The organism is Pseudonocardia charpentierae, assembly GCF_031845345.1.
GTDB lineage: Bacteria > Actinomycetota > Actinomycetes > Mycobacteriales > Pseudonocardiaceae > Pseudonocardia > Pseudonocardia charpentierae.
Genome location: NZ_JAVREJ010000002.1, coordinates 491,444 through 508,796, shown reverse-complemented (window position 1 = coordinate 508,796; position 17,353 = coordinate 491,444). Strand labels below are relative to the sequence as shown.

The following is a 17,353-nucleotide window of genomic DNA, read 5'->3' as shown; positions in this document are numbered from 1 at the left end:
TGCCAGTGGTCTGGTTGTCGTCCATGAGAAAAGCCCTTCCTGGGCAGAGGTGACACGCGCAGGTGTCATCGCGGCGCCGGCCGGTCGGCCGAGCCGTGCAGAAATTTCAGATGGGGCGGTGGTTCAGAGGGGGTGGTTCAGATGGTGCGGGGGGCGAGCGCGGTCTTGACCGCCCGCGACGCCCTAAACGCGCCCAGGACCTCGACCGATGCGATCGTCGCCAACGCCAACTCCGGGCTGACGTCCTCGGCGATCGTGGCCAAGCCGAGCACGCGCAGCTCGATCCGCCGCCCGGCCTCGCGCAACTCCTCGAGATCGGCGCGGCCCAGGTGCTGGGTGCCCAACGTCAACGCCCGCCGCTCCACGGTGTCGTTCACCGCCGCCGCCCGGCTGTCGAGCTGACGCCGGATCGCGGTGCGGATGAAGTCGGTGCGGTTGGCGTAGAACCCCTCGTCGACCAGCAGATCGATCTGGCCCAGGTCGACCAGCCCGATGTTGATGGTGATCTTCTCGCTCTTGTCGACCTCAGCCATGCCGTCACCTCTTCCCCATCTGCAACCAGCCTACCACCATCCCGCAGGATGGCAAGCGGCTGGCGTGAGGCCGCCCCGCCCGGCCGGCAAGGTGGTCGGCGCGTAGTGTCACAGCAGTCGGGAGTATCTGGTGCACGGGCTATCGAGCCCGCGTCGTCCCCGAGTAGGTCCAATCCGGACGACACGTCGTCCGGAGGACGGGTAATGATGATCACCAACAACGCCGCCCCGGTAATGCACGCGCAGACTTCAGATCATGAGCAGGTAGGCGCAGCCACGTGCCCGGCCTGCGTCCATCTGGTCGACTCACACGATGTGATCGCCACGCGATTCTGCGCGGCGACGCTCGCGCGCTCGATGGATCGCGGTTGCGCCTGCCTGCGTTGAGGAATCCGATCCGGCTCACGGACCCGTCCGGTACCGCTGCGGTCCTGCTTGCCCTGTTCCCGGACATCGCTGCGTCCTAGACTTCGCCGCGTGCGCCTGCTGGAGCGCGACCTTCCTCTGGCAGTCCTGTGCGACCGTGCCGGCCGCGCCGCCGAGGGCCGCGGTTCGGTGGTGCTGGTGACCGGGGAGGCCGGCATCGGCAAGACCGTCCTGCTGCGGGCGCTCGCGGAGCAGGCTCCGGTACCGGTGCTGTGGGGCATGTGCGACTCCCTCAGCACTCCGCGTCCGCTCGGCCCGCTCCGCGACGTCGCCACGGACCTCGGTCCCGCCGTCGCCGCGGTGCTGCAGGAGGCGACCGCCCAGCACGAGATCTTCGGCGCCGCCCTCGACGCATTGCGGAGCCGGCCGCGGGTGTTCGTCGTCGAGGATCTCCACTGGGGCGACGAGGCGACGCTGGACCTCGTGCGGTTCCTGGGCCGCCGCATCGGTGCGCTGCCGCTGCTCCTCGTGCTGTCGTACCGGGAGACCGTCGGGCCCGCACACCCGTTGCGCGCCGTGCTCGGTGATCTCGTCACCACGCCCGACGCGCGGCGGTTGCAGCTCACCCCGCTGAGCCGCGGGGCGGTCGCCGAGCTGGTCGGCGAGCACGGTCTCGACCCCGCAGGCATCCACGCCCGGACGGCGGGCAACCCGTTCTTCGTCAGCCAGATCCTCGCCCAGCCGGACTCCCCGCTGCCGGAGACCGTGCGCGACGCGGTCGTGGCCCGGACGGCGGCGCTCGCACCGGCCGAGCGGCGGACGCTGGAGCTGCTGTCGTGCGCACCCGAGGGCGTCACCGGCGCGCTGCTCGCGGCCCTGGCCGTCGCGCCCGGGACCGTCGAGGCGCTCGAAGCCACCGGACTGCTCGACCGCCGCGAACGCAGTGTGGTGTTCCGGCACGAGATCGCACGCCTCGCCGTGCTGGGTGCGGTGCCGGCAGGTGCGGAACCGGACCTACATGCCGCGATGATCGAGGCGCTCGAGGCAGTCGGGGGCGACGCCAGCGTGCTCGCCCACCACGCGTCGGCGGCCGCGGACGTCGCGCGCATCCTGCGGTACGCCCCTGCCGCGGCGGTGGAAGCCGCGCGCTCGGGCGCGCACCGCGAGGCCGTGGCGTTCTACGAGCTCGCGCTGCAGCACATCGGGCAGGACGATCCCGCCGCTCGCGCCGCCGCCCTCGAGTTCCTGGCCGAGGAGCTCTACCTGACCGACCGCCTCGACGCCGCGATCGCCGCCCGTACGCAGGCTCTGGAGCTGCGTCGTGGACTCGGGGACGTCGTTGCGGTCGGCGACGGCCACCGAGCTCTCTCCCTGTTCGAGTGGTACGCCGCGGACCGCCGGGCGGCCGAGCGCCAGGACGAGGCGGCGATCTCGATCCTGTCCGACGCGGGCGAGCCTCGTGCGCTCGGCTACGCGCTCGCCAACCGCGCCTACCTGGCCGCGGGCCGCGGTGACGAGACGAAGGGCCTGCAGGCGGGCCACGACGCGCAGCGCATCGCTCACGAGCTGGGTGATCCCGCCCTGCACACCGCCGCGTCGATCGGCGTGGCACTGATCCGGTTGGGCGGCGGCGGAGCCCAGGAGGCGCGGTCCGACCTGTTCGCGGCCCGGGATTCCGGACTGCGCCTGCGACGCGACGAACTGGTCACCGTGCCCATGAGCAACCTCGCGCATCACGAGGTCGAGCAGGGGCGCTTCGCGCAGGCGGACAGCATCCTCGCCGACGCCCTGCGCTTCAGCGAGCAGCGGGACATCCCGATCTGCACCATGTGGCAGCGGGCGGTCCAGGCCCGCCTCCGGCTGCTCCAGGGCCGCTGGCCCGAGGCCGAGCAGGCCGCCCTCGCGGTGCTGGCGGCCGGCGACATCCCGCTGGGCCGGCTGTGGTCGCACCTCGTGCTCGGGCTCCTCGCCGCCCGCCGCGACGCGCCCGTGGAGAACCCGCACCTCGACGAGCTGTGGCGGCTGGCGAGGAAGCTCGGGCTGCCCGGCGTGCTCGCCCCGGCCACCGCGGCACTCGCCGAACAGGCGTGGATCACCCGGCGGGCGGATCCCCGGCTCGACGGACATCTCTCCACCCTGGCCGATCTGCCCGGTCCGGCCGGGAACCAGCTGCGCCGGTGGGTACGACGCCTCGCCGGGGCCGGCATGGCCGACGCCCACCGGTCCGTCCCAGCACAGGAGCCTGTGCCGGCGATCGAGGAACAGCCCTACGAACAGGCCCTCGCACGCTGGGACGACGGGTCGTCGGACGCCCTGCTCGCCGCGCTCCCGCTGCTCGACGACCTGGACGCCCGGGTGGTCGCCGCGCGGATGCGCGGGCGGCTGCGCGAGCTCGGGGTGACCGGTCTCCCCCGCGGTCGCTCACCCGCCACCCGGGCCAACCTCGGCGGTCTCACGGGCCGTCAGCTCGACGTGCTGACCCTGCTCACCGAGGGTCTGAGCAACGCCGACATCGCGGCGCGACTGGTGATCTCGCGGAAGACGGCGGACCACCACGTGTCGGCGATCCTCGGCAAGCTCGGCGCCCGGTCGCGCGGCGAGGCGGTGGCGGCCGCGCGCCGGCTCGGGCTGGAGCAGTAGCGCTCCATCGCGTCGACCTGCACGTTGGAGCGCGGTTGGAGCCCCGCGGTGGAGTGTTCGGCTCGTGACGAACCCGCGCACCGTGACGCTGTACTCCCGATACCGAGCCGTGGGCACGCTCCCGGTCGTCTGCGCGGTGCTCGTCGCGCTCAACGGCCTCTACGTGCTGCTCGTGGCGTTCGGCAACATCACCGACTACGCCGCGAACGCCGCCTTCGTGCAGCACGTGCTGGCGATGGACACCACCAACTTCGGTGCTGCGCCGGGGTCCGGTCTGGATCCCCGGGTCATGTGGCGGGCGATCACCGACCCGGGCCTGCAGACCACCGCCTACGTCGGGGTGATCCTCTGGGAGGCGGCGACGGCGCTCGTCCTCGGCGCGGCCGTCGTCCTGTGGATCCGCGAGCGCGACACCGCCCGGCCGACGGCCCGGTCCGCTTCGACGATCGGGCTGCTGATGATCCTCGTGCTGTTCTTCGGCGGCTTCATCGTCGTCGGCGGAGAGTGGTTCCAGATGTGGCGGTCGACGGCCTGGAACGGCCTCGACCCCGCGTTCCGCAACTGCGTGCTCGCGCTCGTCACCCTCGTCCTGCTGCACCTGCCGACACGCCGTGCAGAAGCGGCCTGAACAGTCACCTCACGGAAAGAGAGCACCCATGTCGTCCCCTTCGTCGTCCGCGTCCTCCTCAGTGACCGAGCAGACCCGCCATTTCCTCACCGACTGGTTCGCCCGCCTGGAGGCCACCGGCTTCGACGGAGGCGTCTTCCTCGACGCCCTCTCCGACGACCTGGTGTGGACCGCCACCGGCCACTCGCCGGTGTCCGGGACCTTCCGCGGCAAGCAGAGCTACATCGACAACGTCTGGCGCCCGCTCGACGACCACCTGTCCACCTGGCCGAGGGCCGACGTGGTGCGCATCCTCGCCGACGGGGAGTGGGCCGTCGTCGAGTTCCGGGGAGTCGGCGGGGTCGGCCGGAACGGGACGGACTACACGCTGCAGTACTGCTGGGTGATCCGGGTCGCCGACGACCACATCCGTGAGGTCGTCGGCTACTACGACCAGGTGAAGGTCAACGAACTCTTCGCCTGACCGAGGGTGCCGGGGACCCGGTACTCCTCGCGTCGGTGACCGCGACGACCACCCGGTCCGGGCGCAGCAGGGCCGCCGTGGCGCGGCCCCGCTGCAGCCAGGCGCGCAGCGTGCCGTCGTCGGACACGACGACGTCGCCGGGCGCGGCGGCGGACGAGGCCAACCGGACGGTGACCGCGCCGAGCGCCCGCGCCCGCTCCCGCAGACCGGCGTCGACCGGACCCCCGACGAGGAGCGCGAAGCCGCCGCCGAGCACGTCGTCGAGCCGATGGACGGCGCCGTCGAGTCGGACGGACGGTTGGGGACACAGGGTGCCCGGCAACGCGTGCCGGTGCGCGCGATGGTCCACGTAGGGCCCGGCCGGGTAGCGCAGCGCGGTACCGCGGAGGGCGCGCGCCTCGGCACCCGGGAGGCGGAGCAGCGCCGCGGCGACGGGGCGGCGCAGCGCGGCGACGACGTCCTGTCCGCCGGTCATGGCCCGGCCGGCGCGGATCGCGACCCGGATCGTCGCCTCGGCCTGCGGCGCCCGTTCGGTCTGATAGGTGTCGAGCAGGCTGTCCCCCGCGGTGCCGTGCAGCACCGCGGCGAGCTTCCACGCGAGGTTGTGCGCGTCGCGCAGCCCGGCGCCGAGGCCCTGGCCGACGAACGGCGGTGTCAGGTGCGCCGCGTCGCCCAGCAGGAGCACCCGCCCGCGCCGCCACCGGTCCGCGACGCGGGCCTGGAAGACGTACTCCGCGCAGCGCACCACCTCCCAGTCGTGGGACGGCACGTCGCCCAGCCACGGTGCGGTCAGCTCGACGAGGTCGCGAGCCAGGTCGTCGCCCCTCTCGCCGTCCCTCAGCCGGAACTCCCAGCGGTAGCGGTCGCCGGTCAGGTGCATGAACGTCGCCGCGCGGCGGGGCGAACAGACCTGGTCGACGCCGCCCCACCGGTCGAGCGGGCGACAGCAGCGCGCGTCGACGACCAGCCACCGCTCGGTGAAGCGCAGGTCCCGCAGTACGGCGCCGACGACGTCGCGCACCGTGCTGTGTGCGCCGTCGCAGCCGAGCACCACGTCAGCGCGCAGGTGCTCCTGCTCTCCGGTCCGGAGGTCGCGGAGCGCGACCCGCGCTCCGTCGCCGTCCGGAGTCAGGGCGGTGACGGCGACTCCGTTCCGGAGGGTCACGGCCCGGCGGGCGAGGTTGCGGCGCAGCAGAACCTCGAGGTCGGGCTGGTCGAACAGATTGGCCTCGGGATGACCGTTGCGGCCCGCGGCGCGGTCGCGACGGAACTCCGCGAACGGGCGCAGACGGGCGTCGAGCAGGCGCAGTCCGGCGGCGGGTCTGCTGATCGCCGCGAACTCCTCGTGCACGCCGATCCGCTGCAGGATGCGCACCGACTCGCCGTCGAGGTGCACGGCCCGCGGCAGCCCGGAGGGGCCGGTCTGGCGGTCGACGACCGTCGCGGCGACGCCGTGCTGGGCGAGCAGAGCGGCGACCGTGAGTCCGGTGGGCCCCGCTCCCACGACGAGCACGGGTACGCGGCGCACGCGGCCAGTCTCGTCGAGGCCGCGGACGGACGCGCGCCGCCGCGGGAGCCGGGTGATGATGAGCGCGTGGACGGGCTCGCCGACGTCGCGATCGTCGGTGCCGGTCCGGCGGGCGCCGCGACCGCGCTGCGGGTGCTGCACGTGCGCCCCGAGGCACGGGTGGTGCTGCTGGATGCCGCGGCCTTTCCCCGCGACAAGACCTGCGGCGACGGCGTCGCCGCACCCGCGCTGGACCTGCTCGACGCGCTCGGCGTCGACCTGACGGATATCGGTCGTCCGCTGTCCCGGCTGCAGGTGCGCTCGCCCGGCGGACGCACGGTCGCCGCCGACTGCGCCCGGCCGCACCGCGTCATCCCGCGCACCGTCCTCGACGCCGCGATCGTCGACGCGGCCGTCGCCCGCGGTGCGGAGCTCCGCCGGCACCGCGTCCGGCGGGTGCAGCAACTCCCCGACCGCGTCGTCCTCGACGGCGAGATCGCGGCCCGCGTCGTCGTCGGGGCGGACGGGGCGAACTCGGTGGTGCGCCGGGCACTGGCGCCGCCACCGGCGCCCGACGCCACGACGGCCGTCGCCATCCGCGGATACACCACCGGTGCTGCGGTCGACCAGGACGCCCTGGTGATCGCGTTCGCCCGGCGGGCGCCGCTGGCCTACGCCTGGTCGTTCCCGCTCCCCGACGGCCGGGCGAATCTCGGCTACGGGGTCTTCGACCGCGGCTGCGGGTTCTCGAGGCGTGAGCTCCTGCAGCGGCTGGCCGAGGAGTTCCCGGACCAGGAGTTCGAGCCGGGCACCGTGCGCGGCCACCACCTGCCGCTGTCCACCGGCCCGCGCTTCCAGCCCGACGGCCGGGTGCTGCTCGTCGGCGACGCCGCCGGCCTGGTCAACCCGTTGACCGGGGAGGGCATCTACTACGCCCTGCTGTCGGGCGTGCTGGCCGCGAACGCGAGCGCTCACGGCGGTGCCCCCGGCGCCCGGTACCGGACGTCGCTGCGCCGCCGGCTCGGCCGCCACCACCGCCATGTCGGCGCGCTGGCGCGGCTCATGCCGCACGGCCGGTTCGTCGACGCCGCCGTCGCCGCGGCCGGGCGCGACCGCCGCGTCTTCGACGCGATCGTCGACGTGGGCCTGGCCTCGGGGACCGCCCGGCCGCGGGTCCTCGCCGCGATCGCCGGCGACTACCTACGAGGTTGAGCCCACCATGGCCGGACCGGCGGCCACCAGCAGCGCGACGTCGATCAGCGCGACGACCATGACGGCCCGGAACGGCGCGCGCGAGCCGGGCCGGCGGCCCGCGACGAACCCGGCCGCGAGGACGACCGCGGCCAGAACCGGTGCCGCCGCGGCCAGGACCGGCGGCACCGGTACCCCGAAGGCGAGCACCGCGGACGCCGCCAGCAGCAGCACGGCGGCCACCACCCGGGAGACCCGCGCCCCCAGACGGTGCGGCAGCCCGCGCACACCGGTGGTCGCGTCGTCGTCGAGGTCGGGCAGGACGTTGGCGAAGTGTGCGCCGGCGCCGAGCAGCCCGCCCGCGACCGGCAGCCACCATGGCGGCGTCGGCGTCCCCGGAGCGCCGAGCACGACGAACACCGGGAGCAGCCCGAAGCACACGACGTAGGGCACCACCGAGCCCCACGTCGCCTTGACGCCGAGGTCGTAGGCCCAGCCCGCCGCCACGGCGACCAGGTGCAGAACCCCGGCGAGCAGCCCGGACGCCAGCGAGAGCGGGACGCAGAGCACCGCCGCGACGACCGCCGCCGCCCGGACCGCCTCCCGCGAGATCGCGCCGGTCGCGACCGGTTTGTCGCGACGGGCCACGAGCACGTCGCGGTCGGCGTCCAGGTGGTCGTTGAGCCAGCCGATCGACAGCTGCCCGGTGAGCACCGCGGCGGCGACGAGCAGTACGCCCACCGCGTCGCGGCCCGTGGTGGCGGCCAGCGCGGTCGCCATCGCCGTGACGGCCATCGTCGGCTCCGGGTGACAGGCCGCTGCCAGAGCGAGGGCACTGCGTGCGACGGGCCGCATGGCCGTCAGCATGGCAGCCTGGGACCGTGCCCCTTGCACAGTCCACTCGGGCGACCCCGGCCCGCCGGGCGCGCAACGACCCTGCCCAGTACGACGATCTCGCCGCCGACTGGTGGCGTCCGGACGGCGTGTTCGCGATGCTGCACTGGATCGCGGAGGCGCGAGCGGCGCTCGTGCCGCCGGCGACGCGCGACGGCGCGGTTCTCGTCGACCTGGGCTGTGGCGCCGGGTTGATGGCCCCGCACCTGAGCGGCAAGGGGTACCGGCACGTCGGTGTGGACGTCACCAGTTCCGCGCTGGGCCAGGCCGCGCAGCACGGGGTGCTGGCGGTCCGGGGCGACGTCGCGGCCGTCCCGCTGGCCGACGGCTGCGCCGACGTCGTGGCGGCCGGGGAGATCCTCGAACACGTGCCCGACCTTGCGGCCACGGTCGGCGAGGCCTGCCGCCTGCTGCGGCCCGGCGGCCTGCTGGTGATCGACACGCTGGCCGCGACCGCGCTCGCCCGCCTGATCGCCGTCACGCTCGCCGAACGGCTGCCGGGTGGTCCGCCGCCGGGGATCCACGACCCCGCCCTGTTCGTCGACCGCGCTGCGCTCGTGCGGGAGTGCGCCCGGCACGGCGTCGACCTCCGCCTGCGGGGTATCCGCCCGTCCGTGCGGGATCTGCTGCGGTGGTTGCGAACGCGCCGCGGCGTGGTCCGGATGGTGCAGGCGCCCACCACGGCGGTGCTGTTCCAGGCCGTCGGGCGCCGCCGGTGAGTCGCGTCACGGGAATCGCATCGGCCGTTCCGGACCAGCGGGTCGGGCAGGCCGAGATGTGGAACGGCTTCTACGCGCAGCATTGCGGCGGTGGTCCCCTGCACGAACGGCTGTTCCGGGGAGCGGGGGTGCAGCAGCGCCACCTCGCGGTGAATCCGCTGGTCGAGGACGTGTCGCAGTGGTCGACCGGGCGACGGATGCGCCGCTACGTCACCGAGGCGCTGCCGCTGGGCAAGGAGGCGGTCGCCGCCGCGCTGGCCGACGCCGGACTCGCGGCCGACGACGTCGGCATGTTCGCCGTCGCGTCGTGCACCGGATACGCGACTCCCGGGATCGACATCCGGACCGCGGCCGCGCTGGGCATGGCGGCCGACGTGCAGCGGCTCGTCGTCGGCCACATGGGCTGCTACGCGGCCGTGCCCGCCCTGGGGGCGGTCGGCGACTACGCGACCGCGCGGGGTCGGCCTGCCGTGCTGCTGTGCCTGGAACTGACGTCCCTGCACGCGCAGCCGCCCACCGACGACACAGGCCAGGTCGTCGCCCACGCCCTGTTCGGCGACGCCGCGGCGGCCGTGGTCGTGGAGCCCGGGCGGGGCGCCGGGCTGGAACTCGTCGACGTCGCCGCCGTCACCGATCCGGGCACGGCGGACCACATGACGTGGGACATCACCGATCTCGGTTTCCGGATGGAGCTCTCCGCCGGAGTGCCCGCGGTGCTGGGCAGGCACGTGGCACCCGCGGTGACCCGGCTGCTCTCCCGCCACGGTCTGCAGACGTCCGATGTGGACGCCTGGGCCGTCCATCCCGGCGGTCCCCGCATCCTCGACACGGTCGCCGAGCACCTCGACCTGCCCTCCGACGCGCTGGACGCGTCGCGCCGGGTGCTGGCCGAGCGGGGCAACTGCTCGTCCGCGACGGTGCTGCTGGTGCTCGACGCGCTGCGGTCGGCAGGTCGGCCGGGCGCCGGCGCGTACGCCGTGGTGCTGGCGTTCGGCCCCGGCCTCACGCTGTACGCGGCGTTGCTCCGCGCCCGCTGAGCCGCGCCTCGGAAGTTGTTCCGGTGGAGATCACCTGAGGCTACGGTCGGTTCGTGCCCATCGCGCAGCCACCGTCGGAAGCCCGGGACCAGCGGTCCGAGGTCGGGGTGAACCCGGTGTTCGCGCAGGAGCCCGTGCGGGTGCCGCGGTTCACGCTGCCTCCGGAGGGGGTGCACCCGGACGTCGCGTACCAGGTCGTGCACGACGAGCTGATGCTCGACGGCAACGCCCGGCTGAACCTGGCGACGTTCGTGACGACCTGGGCCGAGCCGCAGGCCCGCCTGCTCATGGCGGAGTCGTTCGACAAGAACATGATCGACAAGGACGAGTACCCGCGTACCGCGGACCTGGAGCAGCGCTGCGTCCGGATGCTCGCCGACCTGTGGAACGCCCCGGACCCGGCCACCGCGGTCGGCTGCTCGACCACCGGGTCGAGCGAGGCGTGCATGCTCGCCGGGCTGGCCCTCAAACGCCGCTGGCAGCACGCCCGCCGGGCCGCCGGTCGCTCCACGGACCGGCCCGACCTGGTCATGGGCGTGAACGTGCAGATCTGCTGGGACAAGTTCGCCAACTTCTTCGAGGTGGAGCCCCGCCTGATCCCGATGGAGGGCGACCGGCTGCACCTGGGAGCGGCCGAGGCCGTCGCCGCCTGCGACGAGAACACCATCGGCGTCGTCGCGATCCTGGGCTCGACCTTCGACGGCAGCTACGAACCCGTCGCCGAGATCTGCGCCGCGCTCGACGACCTGGCGGCACGCACCGGCGTCGACGTTCCCGTGCACGTCGACGGGGCGTCCGGCGCGATGATCGCGCCGTTCTGCGACCCGGATCTGACCTGGGACTTCCGTCTGCCGCGGGTGGCGTCGATCAATACGTCCGGGCACAAGTACGGGCTGGTCTACCCGGGAGTGGGCTGGGCGCTGTGGCGCGACGCCGCCGCGCTGCCGGAAGACCTCGTCTTCCGGGTCAACTACCTGGGCGGTGACATGCCCACGTTCGCCCTGAACTTCTCCCGCCCGGGCAGCCAGGTCATCGCCCAGTACTACAACTTCCTGCGCCTGGGCCGCGACGGGTTCCGGCGCGTGCAGCAGACCTGCCGGGACGTGGCGACGTCACTCGCGCACCGGATCGCCTCGACCGGAGCGTTCCGGCTGCTGACCGACGGGTCCGAACTGCCGGTGTTCGCCTTCACCACCGCGCCGGACGTGCCCTTCTCGGTGTTCGACGTCTCGGCCGCACTGCGCGAGGAGGGTTGGCTGGTGCCCGCCTACACGTTGCCGAAGAACCGCGAGGACATCGCCGCGCTGCGGATCGTGGTGCGCAACGGCTTCTCCCACGACCTCGCCGATCTCCTCCTCGACGACCTGCACCGGATCCTCCCGCGGCTGCAGAAGCAGACCGGACCGGTCCGCGGCCCGGAAACAGCCTCGTTCGCCCACGGCGCCGGCGCCCCCGCCGGGAACGACGGCCGCCGGCCCGCCTGATCCTCCGCCTCCGCGCAGACTCCGCGTCCTCGTCGCAGGGGTGATCGCCCCTGTGAGGGGGCGACCGCCCCTGCGAAGAGCCGTCGGGTGGTCACGCCACCCGGAGCTCGGGCATCCGCGGCCGGTCGGGACCGCCATCCCGGAAACCGCCGTCGCCGTGGCCGAGACCGACGTCGGGCCCGAGCACCAGGACGTCCGCCCAGCCCGGCGCGCGCTGGGAGACACGCAGCCCGGTGACGCCGAGGGCAGCGGCCAGCTTCCGTTCCGCCGCCCTGATGTCCGAGGCCCGCTGGCCCGGCCGCAGGCGCACGGTGAAGGACACCGGGGGCCCGAAGTCGGCGCGTTCGATCCGCGGCACCGAGACCGTGACACCGCTCGGTGTGTAGACCGTGAGCCCCAGCCCGGCGTGGTGGCAGGCCTCCTGCCAGTCGTAGCGCAGCGCCGCCACCCGCTCCGCCTCGAGGCGGGCGTCCGCGTACCGCTTCCGGCTGCCCGGGCCGAGCTGGTGCCAGAGGCGGGCCCAGCCGCCCTCGGGGGTGCCCGGCGGGATGACCGGGTGGGGCGTGAGCGAGGTGAACATGGGACCCTCCTCCGAGCAAATCGTGACGGTGCTGCTGCGGCTGCCTACGCTGCTCCGGAATCGGACGGGCGACGATGAGGCCCACACCCCGACCGCGCCGGACGCACCCTCCTATAGAGGTGGGGTAAACCCGTCTTGTGACACTGGATCGCGATTCGGGCTCGATCACGTCGGTGCTGGCGGCCATGACAGCCCGGCTCGACCGGTTGCCCACAGAGTCGGGGTCGCGGCGCGAATTCCTCCGGACCTACCGGCGGACCACTGCCGCCGTAGGCGCAGCGGTCGAGGCCGGGGTGTTCGAAGACGCGCGATGGGTCGAGGCGTGGGACGTCGCCTTCGGCGGTCTGTACCTCGCCGCCCTGGACGCGGATCTCGACGGGACCGGCGGCGTTCCGCGGCCCTGGCGCCACGCGTTCGACGCCCCAGGCTCACTGCATCCGCTGCAGCACGTCCTCCTCGGCATCAATGCGCACGTCAACCACGACCTGCCGCAGGCCCTCCTCGCCGTGATCTCCGACGACGACTTCGCCGACCCGACGCTCCTCGCCCGCCGGCGACGTGACCACGAGCGGATCGACGGCGTGCTGGCGGCGCAGGTCGCGGCCGAGGACGGCGAGTTCGCGCGGCAGTCGTCCCGGAGCTTCCTCGACCGGATCCTCGCCCCGCTGAACCGCTGGGCGTCGAGGCGGTTCCTCCGCGAGGCGCGGAGGAAGGTCTGGCACAACACGATCGAGCTGCAGCAGGCTCGCAAGGCCGGTGCGGCAATCTACGCCGCCCGGCTCGCGGAGTTGGAGAGACTCAGCGCCACGCGGATCACCGACCTGCTCGCGCCGGGGCCGGTGCTGCTCAAGCTGGCGATCAGGGGATTCGGGGTCGTCCTGCCACCATCGGCATGACGGTTCGAGGATGCACGGCCTGTCGATCGACGAGGAGGCGCGCCCGTGGCACGTCACCTGCCGGTCCTGCTGCGCCCGGCCGCGCAGCCGTGGGCCGTGCGGCCCGCGGTCGGCGCGATCGTCGTCGCGGTACTCGTCCTCGGTGTGGGGACCGTGGCCGGACGACCGGTCGAGGCAGGCCTCACCTACTTCGGAGTGGCCTGCGCCGCGGTGTTCGTGACCGGCCGGCACTACCGGGTCCGCGTCGCGTTGGTCGGCGCGCAAGCCGCCGGCGCGATCATCGGGATGACGATCGGTGCGGTCCTGCCCACGTCGACGGCCTGGGTGGTCGCGGTCGCGACGGTCGTCGCCGGCCTGTGCGGGGCGATCGGTGCGATCGGGCCGGCGAGCACCGCCTTCGGGATGATGGGCGTGATCGGGCTGGCGTTCACGCAGTTCTCCCGTCTCGGGATGCCCTGGTGGGAACCGCCCCTGTGGTACCTGCTCGGATCCGGTCTCGTGCTCGCGGCCGGCCTGGTCGGCGCGCTGCACCACCCGCGGCGCTACCAGCGGGCGGCGCTGGCCGAGGTGTTCGCTGCCGCGGCGGCTCTCGTCCGCGCCCCGGCCGGCGACACCGGCGTCCGTGCGCGATTGGCCCGTGCGTCGGCAAGTGCCCGCGAGGCCGTGCTCGGCTACCGGATCCGACAGCCCGGGACCGGGGAGATCGACCGGCTGTGGACGGTGGCCGAGGCGACCGCGCTGCGGGTGGCGTCGCACGTGCCGGACGACGCGTCGGACGCTGCCGACCTCGACCGGCTCGCGGAGGAGGTGCGTGACGGCCGGGAGACGCCCACCACGGACCGACGGCCGCCCGCGCAGTGCGATCCGATGATCCCGTGGGTCCGGGTCCGCGACCGGGACGCCCTGCTCGTCGGCGCGCGGCTGGCGATCTGCGTCGGCGTCGCCACCCTCGTGGCGTCCCTGCTGCACTCCACCGAGCACGCCTACTGGATCCCGCTCACCGTCGCGACCGTGCTCCGCCCCGAGTACGGGTCGGTGTTCGCCCGGTTCGTCCACCGGGCACTCGGGACGGTGGCCGGGGTGCTGCTGATGGCGTGCACCCTCTCGCTGACCACCTCGGCCTGGGTGCTGATCACGGTCGGCGCGCTGGCGCTGGGGTGCGCCGTGCTTGCCAGTCCCCGGCTCTACGGCCTGTCCGTCGTCGGGATCACGACGTCGGCGCTCGTCGCCTCCGCCCTGGCCGACCCGGCGCGGGTCGAACCGTGGATCCGGCTCGGCGACACCGCGCTGGGCTGCCTCGTCGTGCTGGTGCTCGGCTACCTCGTCTGGCCGCGGCACGGGGAGCCGGACCCGGCCCGGCGGACGGCGCAGGTCGCCGCGGCCGTCGCCGCCTACGCCGACCTCGAGCTCCGCCTGCCCGACGATCCGCGGCTCGCGGGTGCCCGCGACGAGGCCTACCGCCGGGCCCACACCTGGCGCAACGCCCTTCAGCAGCGGCTCGCCGATCCCCCACCTGCCGGGCCCGACGCTGTGGCCTGGACACCCGTCGCCGCCCGCGTGGAGGACCTCGCCGACGCCGTCAGCGCCGCGGGCGCGCGGATCCGTGCCGGGAACGACCCGCCCGACGACGCCGCCCGCCAGGAGATCGTCCGGGCGATCTCCGCGGTGGGCGACCCGGCGGTGCCCGACGAGGCCCTCGCCGCGCTGGCGTCGGTCGGCCGCGGGGGCGACGCCGGCGCTCCCTAGACTGGACGGTGATGACCACCGACGTCAGCACCTCCCAGCCCCTCGACGACCGCCGACGGGGCGAGGTGTTCACCTACGTCGGGTTCGACCTCGATCCCGAGCGGAACCGGGTCGTCTGCCACTACCGCCTCGACGACCGCGACTTCCGTGAGGAGATCACTTTCCCTGGCGGGGGCGACTGGACACACCCGGCGGTCGCGGAGGCCGCGCGGCTGCTGTTCCTGCTCGCGGGCGTCTCGTACTACAAGGCGGGCGCCCCGCCCGTGATCGACCTCGGCTCGACCGCGGTGACGGCGACCGAACGGGCCTTCCTGCGCGGCTATCACCTCGACGGTCTCGGCGAGTTCGCCCACCGCAACGGCCTGGACCTCACGGACCTGCAGATCGTCGGGCCGGAGCTGGTGCGCACCGCGCCGACCGCCTACGACCCCGCGCCGGGCCGCCCGCTGATCCCGTTCGGCGGTGGCATCGACTCGATCGTCACCGTCGAGCTCCTGCGGCCGAACGTCGACGCCCCGGCGCTGTTCGTGGTCAACCGGCCGGGCGACCGGTTCGCGGCGATCGAGGAGCCCGCAGCCGTCACCGGGCTGCCGGTGGTGCGGGCCGAGCGGCTCATCGACGAGCAGGTGCTGCGCTCGCGCGAGCTGGGCTTCCTCAACGGGCACGTGCCGGTCACCGGGATCATCTCCGCGATCGCCCTCGTCGCCGCCGTGCTGGAGGGCCGCGACGCGGTGGTCATGTCGAACGAGTGGTCCGCCTCGTCGGCGACGCTGGTCGTCGACGGCCGGGCGATCAACCACCAGTACTCCAAGAGCGAGGAGTTCGAGGCCGCGTTCCGGGGAGTCGTCGCCGAGGCTCTCGGCGGCCGGCCGGAGTACTTCTCGCTGCTGCGGCCGTTCAGCGAGCTCTGGATCGCGGGCCGGTTCGCCGAGCACCCGGAGTACCTCGACCACTTCCGCAGCTGCAACCGCGCCTTCCACATCGACCGGTCGCTGCGGCTCGACCACTGGTGCGGGCACTGTGACAAGTGCAGCTTCATCGACCTGATCCTCGCGCCGTTCGTCCCGGAGGAGGTCCTGCGCCGGGTGTTCCGCGGCGCCGAACCGCTGGCGAACCCGGGCCTGCTCGAGACGTTCCGCAAGCTGCTCGCGCTGACCCCCGACGCGAAGCCGTGGGAGTGCGTCGGCGACGAGGTCGAGAGCCGCGTCGCGGCGCGCCTGGCTGCGGACCGCGCGGACCGACAGGGCAACGCGGTGCTCGCGACGCTGGTCGCCGAGTCGGCCGGCTCCGCGGATCCGCCGCCGGACGACCTGCTCAGGCCGCTGTCCGCCCACCACGTCCCGGAGCGGTATGCCCCCGACACTCTCCTGGTCTGACCTGCCCGGCCGCCGGGTCGGGATCCTCGGGCTGGGCCGCGAGGGCGAGGCGAGCCTGCGCGCCTGCCGCGTGCGCGGGATCGAGCCGGTGCTGGTCGACGACGCGCTCCCCGACCCCGCGGTGCTCCCCACGGCCGACGGCGGGCTCGACGCGCTGCTCGGCTGCGACGTGGTGATCAAGACGCCGGGGATCTCCCGCTACGCGCCGGTGGTCGAGAAGCTGGTAGGAGCGGGCGTCCGGGTCGTGGGCGGTCTCGGCCTCTGGCTCGCCGACGCCGACCTCGGCCGCGTCGCCTGTATCACCGGCACCAAGGGCAAGAGCACCACCACCGCGATCGCCGGGCACCTGGTGCGCGGGCTCGGCCACCGTTGCCTGGTGGCCGGGAACATCGGCGTGCCGCCGTTCGACCCGGAGGTCGAACAGGACGTCGACTACTGGATCGTCGAGGTGTCGAGCTACCAGGCGGTCGACGTCCCGGTGACGCCGCCGGTCACCGCCGTGACGTCGTTGAACCCGGACCACCTCCCGTGGCACGGCGGCGATCCCGAGAACTACTACCGCGACAAGCTCTCGCTGTGCACGCGGCCCGGCGCCGACCTCACGGTCGCGAACGGCGACAGCGAGCTGATCCGCGAGCGCCGCCACCTGCTCGGGCCGCGCGTGCGCTGGGTGCACGCGACCGACGAACCGGACGCGCGCTGGCTGCGGCCGCTGAACCTGCGCGGCGTCCACAACCGACGCAACGCGCTCATGGCGCGCGCCGTCCTCGAGGACCTCGGTGTCCCCGGCGCGGACGACCCGGAGGCCCTCGAGCGCGCGGCCGCGGGATACGCCGGTCTGGAGAGCCGACTCCAGGTCGTCGGCGAGGTGTCCGGGGTGACCTTCGTCGACGACGGCCTGTCGACCAACGTGCTGCCGACGCTCGCCGCGGTCGAGGCGTTCCCGGACCAGCGGGTCGCGCTGATCGTCGGCGGCCAGGACCGCGGGATCGACTACCGCCCCCTCGGCGAGGGATTGCGGTCGCGGACGGCGCCGGTGCGGGTCCTCGCGGTTCCGGACAACGGCCCGCACATCCGCGCGATGATCGAGGCCGCCTCCCCGGGCCCGGCCGTCAGCACCCAGGACTGCCCCGACCTTCCGGACGCGGTCCGGGCGGGATTCGAGTGGGCTCGCCCGGACGGTGTCGTGCTCCTGTCGCCCGCCGCCCCGAGCTTCGGGCGCTTCCGCGACTACCGCGAACGCGGGGCGGTGTTCGCCGCCGCGATGGAGGCGTGCCGGTAGCGGCGGACGCC

Annotated in this window: 16 protein-coding genes; 12 read left to right on the top strand and 4 right to left on the bottom strand. The window is 74.0% G+C overall.

Annotated features, from left to right (window positions below):
- Window positions 1-137: 137 nt before the first annotated feature.
- Window positions 138-533 (bottom strand): CopG family transcriptional regulator, encoded by a 396-nt coding sequence (locus RM445_RS05430; protein WP_311554898.1) that lies wholly within the window; start codon window positions 531-533, stop codon window positions 138-140.
- A 204-nt stretch (window positions 534-737) separates the two neighbouring features.
- Here RM445_RS05430 and RM445_RS05425 point away from each other — a divergent pair, with 204 nt between their 5' ends.
- The 4 genes from RM445_RS05425 to RM445_RS05410 all read left to right on the top strand — a co-directional run bounded on the left by RM445_RS05425 (window position 738) and on the right by RM445_RS05410 (window position 4,630).
- On the top strand, window positions 738-920 hold the full coding sequence (locus RM445_RS05425) for an RGCVC family protein (protein ID WP_311554897.1): 183 nt from the start codon (window positions 738-740) through the stop codon (window positions 918-920).
- Window positions 921-1,010: 90 nt separating this feature from the next.
- Window positions 1,011-3,539 (top strand): ATP-binding protein, encoded by a 2,529-nt coding sequence (locus tag RM445_RS05420; RefSeq protein WP_311554896.1) that lies wholly within the window; start codon window positions 1,011-1,013, stop codon window positions 3,537-3,539.
- Between the two features lie 64 nt (window positions 3,540-3,603).
- On the top strand, window positions 3,604-4,167 hold the full coding sequence (locus RM445_RS05415) for a DUF2165 domain-containing protein (protein WP_311554895.1): 564 nt from the start codon (window positions 3,604-3,606) through the stop codon (window positions 4,165-4,167).
- A 61-nt stretch (window positions 4,168-4,228) separates the two neighbouring features.
- Window positions 4,229-4,630 carry a nuclear transport factor 2 family protein gene (locus RM445_RS05410; protein WP_311554894.1) on the top strand — a complete coding sequence of 134 codons (402 nt, stop codon included), beginning with the start codon at window positions 4,229-4,231 and terminating at the stop codon, window positions 4,628-4,630.
- Here RM445_RS05410 and mhpA read toward each other — a convergent pair.
- Window positions 4,611-6,158, bottom strand: a complete 1,548-nt coding sequence (gene mhpA, locus RM445_RS05405) for a bifunctional 3-(3-hydroxy-phenyl)propionate/3-hydroxycinnamic acid hydroxylase MhpA (RefSeq protein ID WP_311554893.1) — start codon at window positions 6,156-6,158, stop codon at window positions 4,611-4,613. The genes RM445_RS05410 and mhpA overlap by 20 nt on opposite strands.
- A gap of 66 nt (window positions 6,159-6,224) precedes the next feature.
- On the opposite strand from mhpA, the gene RM445_RS05400 reads away from it, so the two are divergent.
- Window positions 6,225-7,349 carry a geranylgeranyl reductase family protein gene (locus RM445_RS05400; protein ID WP_311554892.1) on the top strand — a complete coding sequence of 375 codons (1,125 nt, stop codon included), beginning with the start codon at window positions 6,225-6,227 and terminating at the stop codon, window positions 7,347-7,349.
- Here the strand turns inward: RM445_RS05400 and RM445_RS05395 are convergent.
- Window positions 7,338-8,183 (bottom strand): UbiA family prenyltransferase, encoded by an 846-nt coding sequence (locus RM445_RS05395; RefSeq protein WP_311554891.1) that lies wholly within the window; start codon window positions 8,181-8,183, stop codon window positions 7,338-7,340. The two genes, RM445_RS05400 and RM445_RS05395, sit on opposite strands and share 12 nt — an antisense overlap.
- Before the next feature lie 26 nt (window positions 8,184-8,209).
- On the opposite strand from RM445_RS05395, the gene RM445_RS05390 reads away from it, so the two are divergent.
- The 3 genes from RM445_RS05390 to RM445_RS05380 are packed head-to-tail and all read left to right on the top strand — an operon-like array spanning window position 8,210 to window position 11,462.
- Complete coding sequence (locus RM445_RS05390) at window positions 8,210-8,941, top strand: methyltransferase domain-containing protein (protein WP_311554890.1); 732 nt, start codon at window positions 8,210-8,212, stop codon at window positions 8,939-8,941.
- Window positions 8,938-9,978 carry a type III polyketide synthase gene (locus RM445_RS05385; RefSeq protein ID WP_397469230.1) on the top strand — a complete coding sequence of 347 codons (1,041 nt, stop codon included), beginning with the start codon at window positions 8,938-8,940 and terminating at the stop codon, window positions 9,976-9,978. Before RM445_RS05390 ends, RM445_RS05385 begins: the two co-directional genes overlap by 4 nt.
- Before the next feature lie 53 nt (window positions 9,979-10,031).
- Window positions 10,032-11,462, top strand: coding sequence for a glutamate decarboxylase (locus RM445_RS05380; protein WP_397469229.1), 1,431 nt, complete (start codon window positions 10,032-10,034; stop codon window positions 11,460-11,462).
- Between the two features lie 91 nt (window positions 11,463-11,553).
- Here the strand turns inward: RM445_RS05380 and RM445_RS05375 are convergent, their stop codons facing one another.
- Window positions 11,554-12,042: a hypothetical protein gene (locus RM445_RS05375; RefSeq protein WP_311554889.1), complete on the bottom strand. Its 489-nt coding sequence runs from the start codon at window positions 12,040-12,042 to the stop codon at window positions 11,554-11,556.
- Between the two features lie 137 nt (window positions 12,043-12,179).
- Here RM445_RS05375 and RM445_RS05370 point away from each other — a divergent pair, with 137 nt between their 5' ends.
- The 4 genes from RM445_RS05370 to murD are packed head-to-tail and all read left to right on the top strand — an operon-like array spanning window position 12,180 to window position 17,342.
- On the top strand, window positions 12,180-12,938 hold the full coding sequence (locus RM445_RS05370; RefSeq protein ID WP_311554887.1) for a DUF5995 family protein: 759 nt from the start codon (window positions 12,180-12,182) through the stop codon (window positions 12,936-12,938).
- Between the two features lie 45 nt (window positions 12,939-12,983).
- Entirely contained in the window at window positions 12,984-14,684 is a 1,701-nt protein-coding gene (locus RM445_RS05365) for an FUSC family protein (protein WP_311554886.1), read from the top strand.
- An 11-nt stretch (window positions 14,685-14,695) separates the two neighbouring features.
- Window positions 14,696-16,060 (top strand): hypothetical protein, encoded by a 1,365-nt coding sequence (locus tag RM445_RS05360; protein ID WP_311554885.1) that lies wholly within the window; start codon window positions 14,696-14,698, stop codon window positions 16,058-16,060.
- Window positions 16,035-17,342 (top strand): UDP-N-acetylmuramoyl-L-alanine--D-glutamate ligase, encoded by a 1,308-nt coding sequence (gene murD / locus RM445_RS05355; protein WP_311554884.1) that lies wholly within the window; start codon window positions 16,035-16,037, stop codon window positions 17,340-17,342. The genes RM445_RS05360 and murD overlap by 26 nt, the downstream gene beginning before the upstream one ends.
- The last annotated feature ends 11 nt before the right edge of the window (window positions 17,343-17,353 follow it).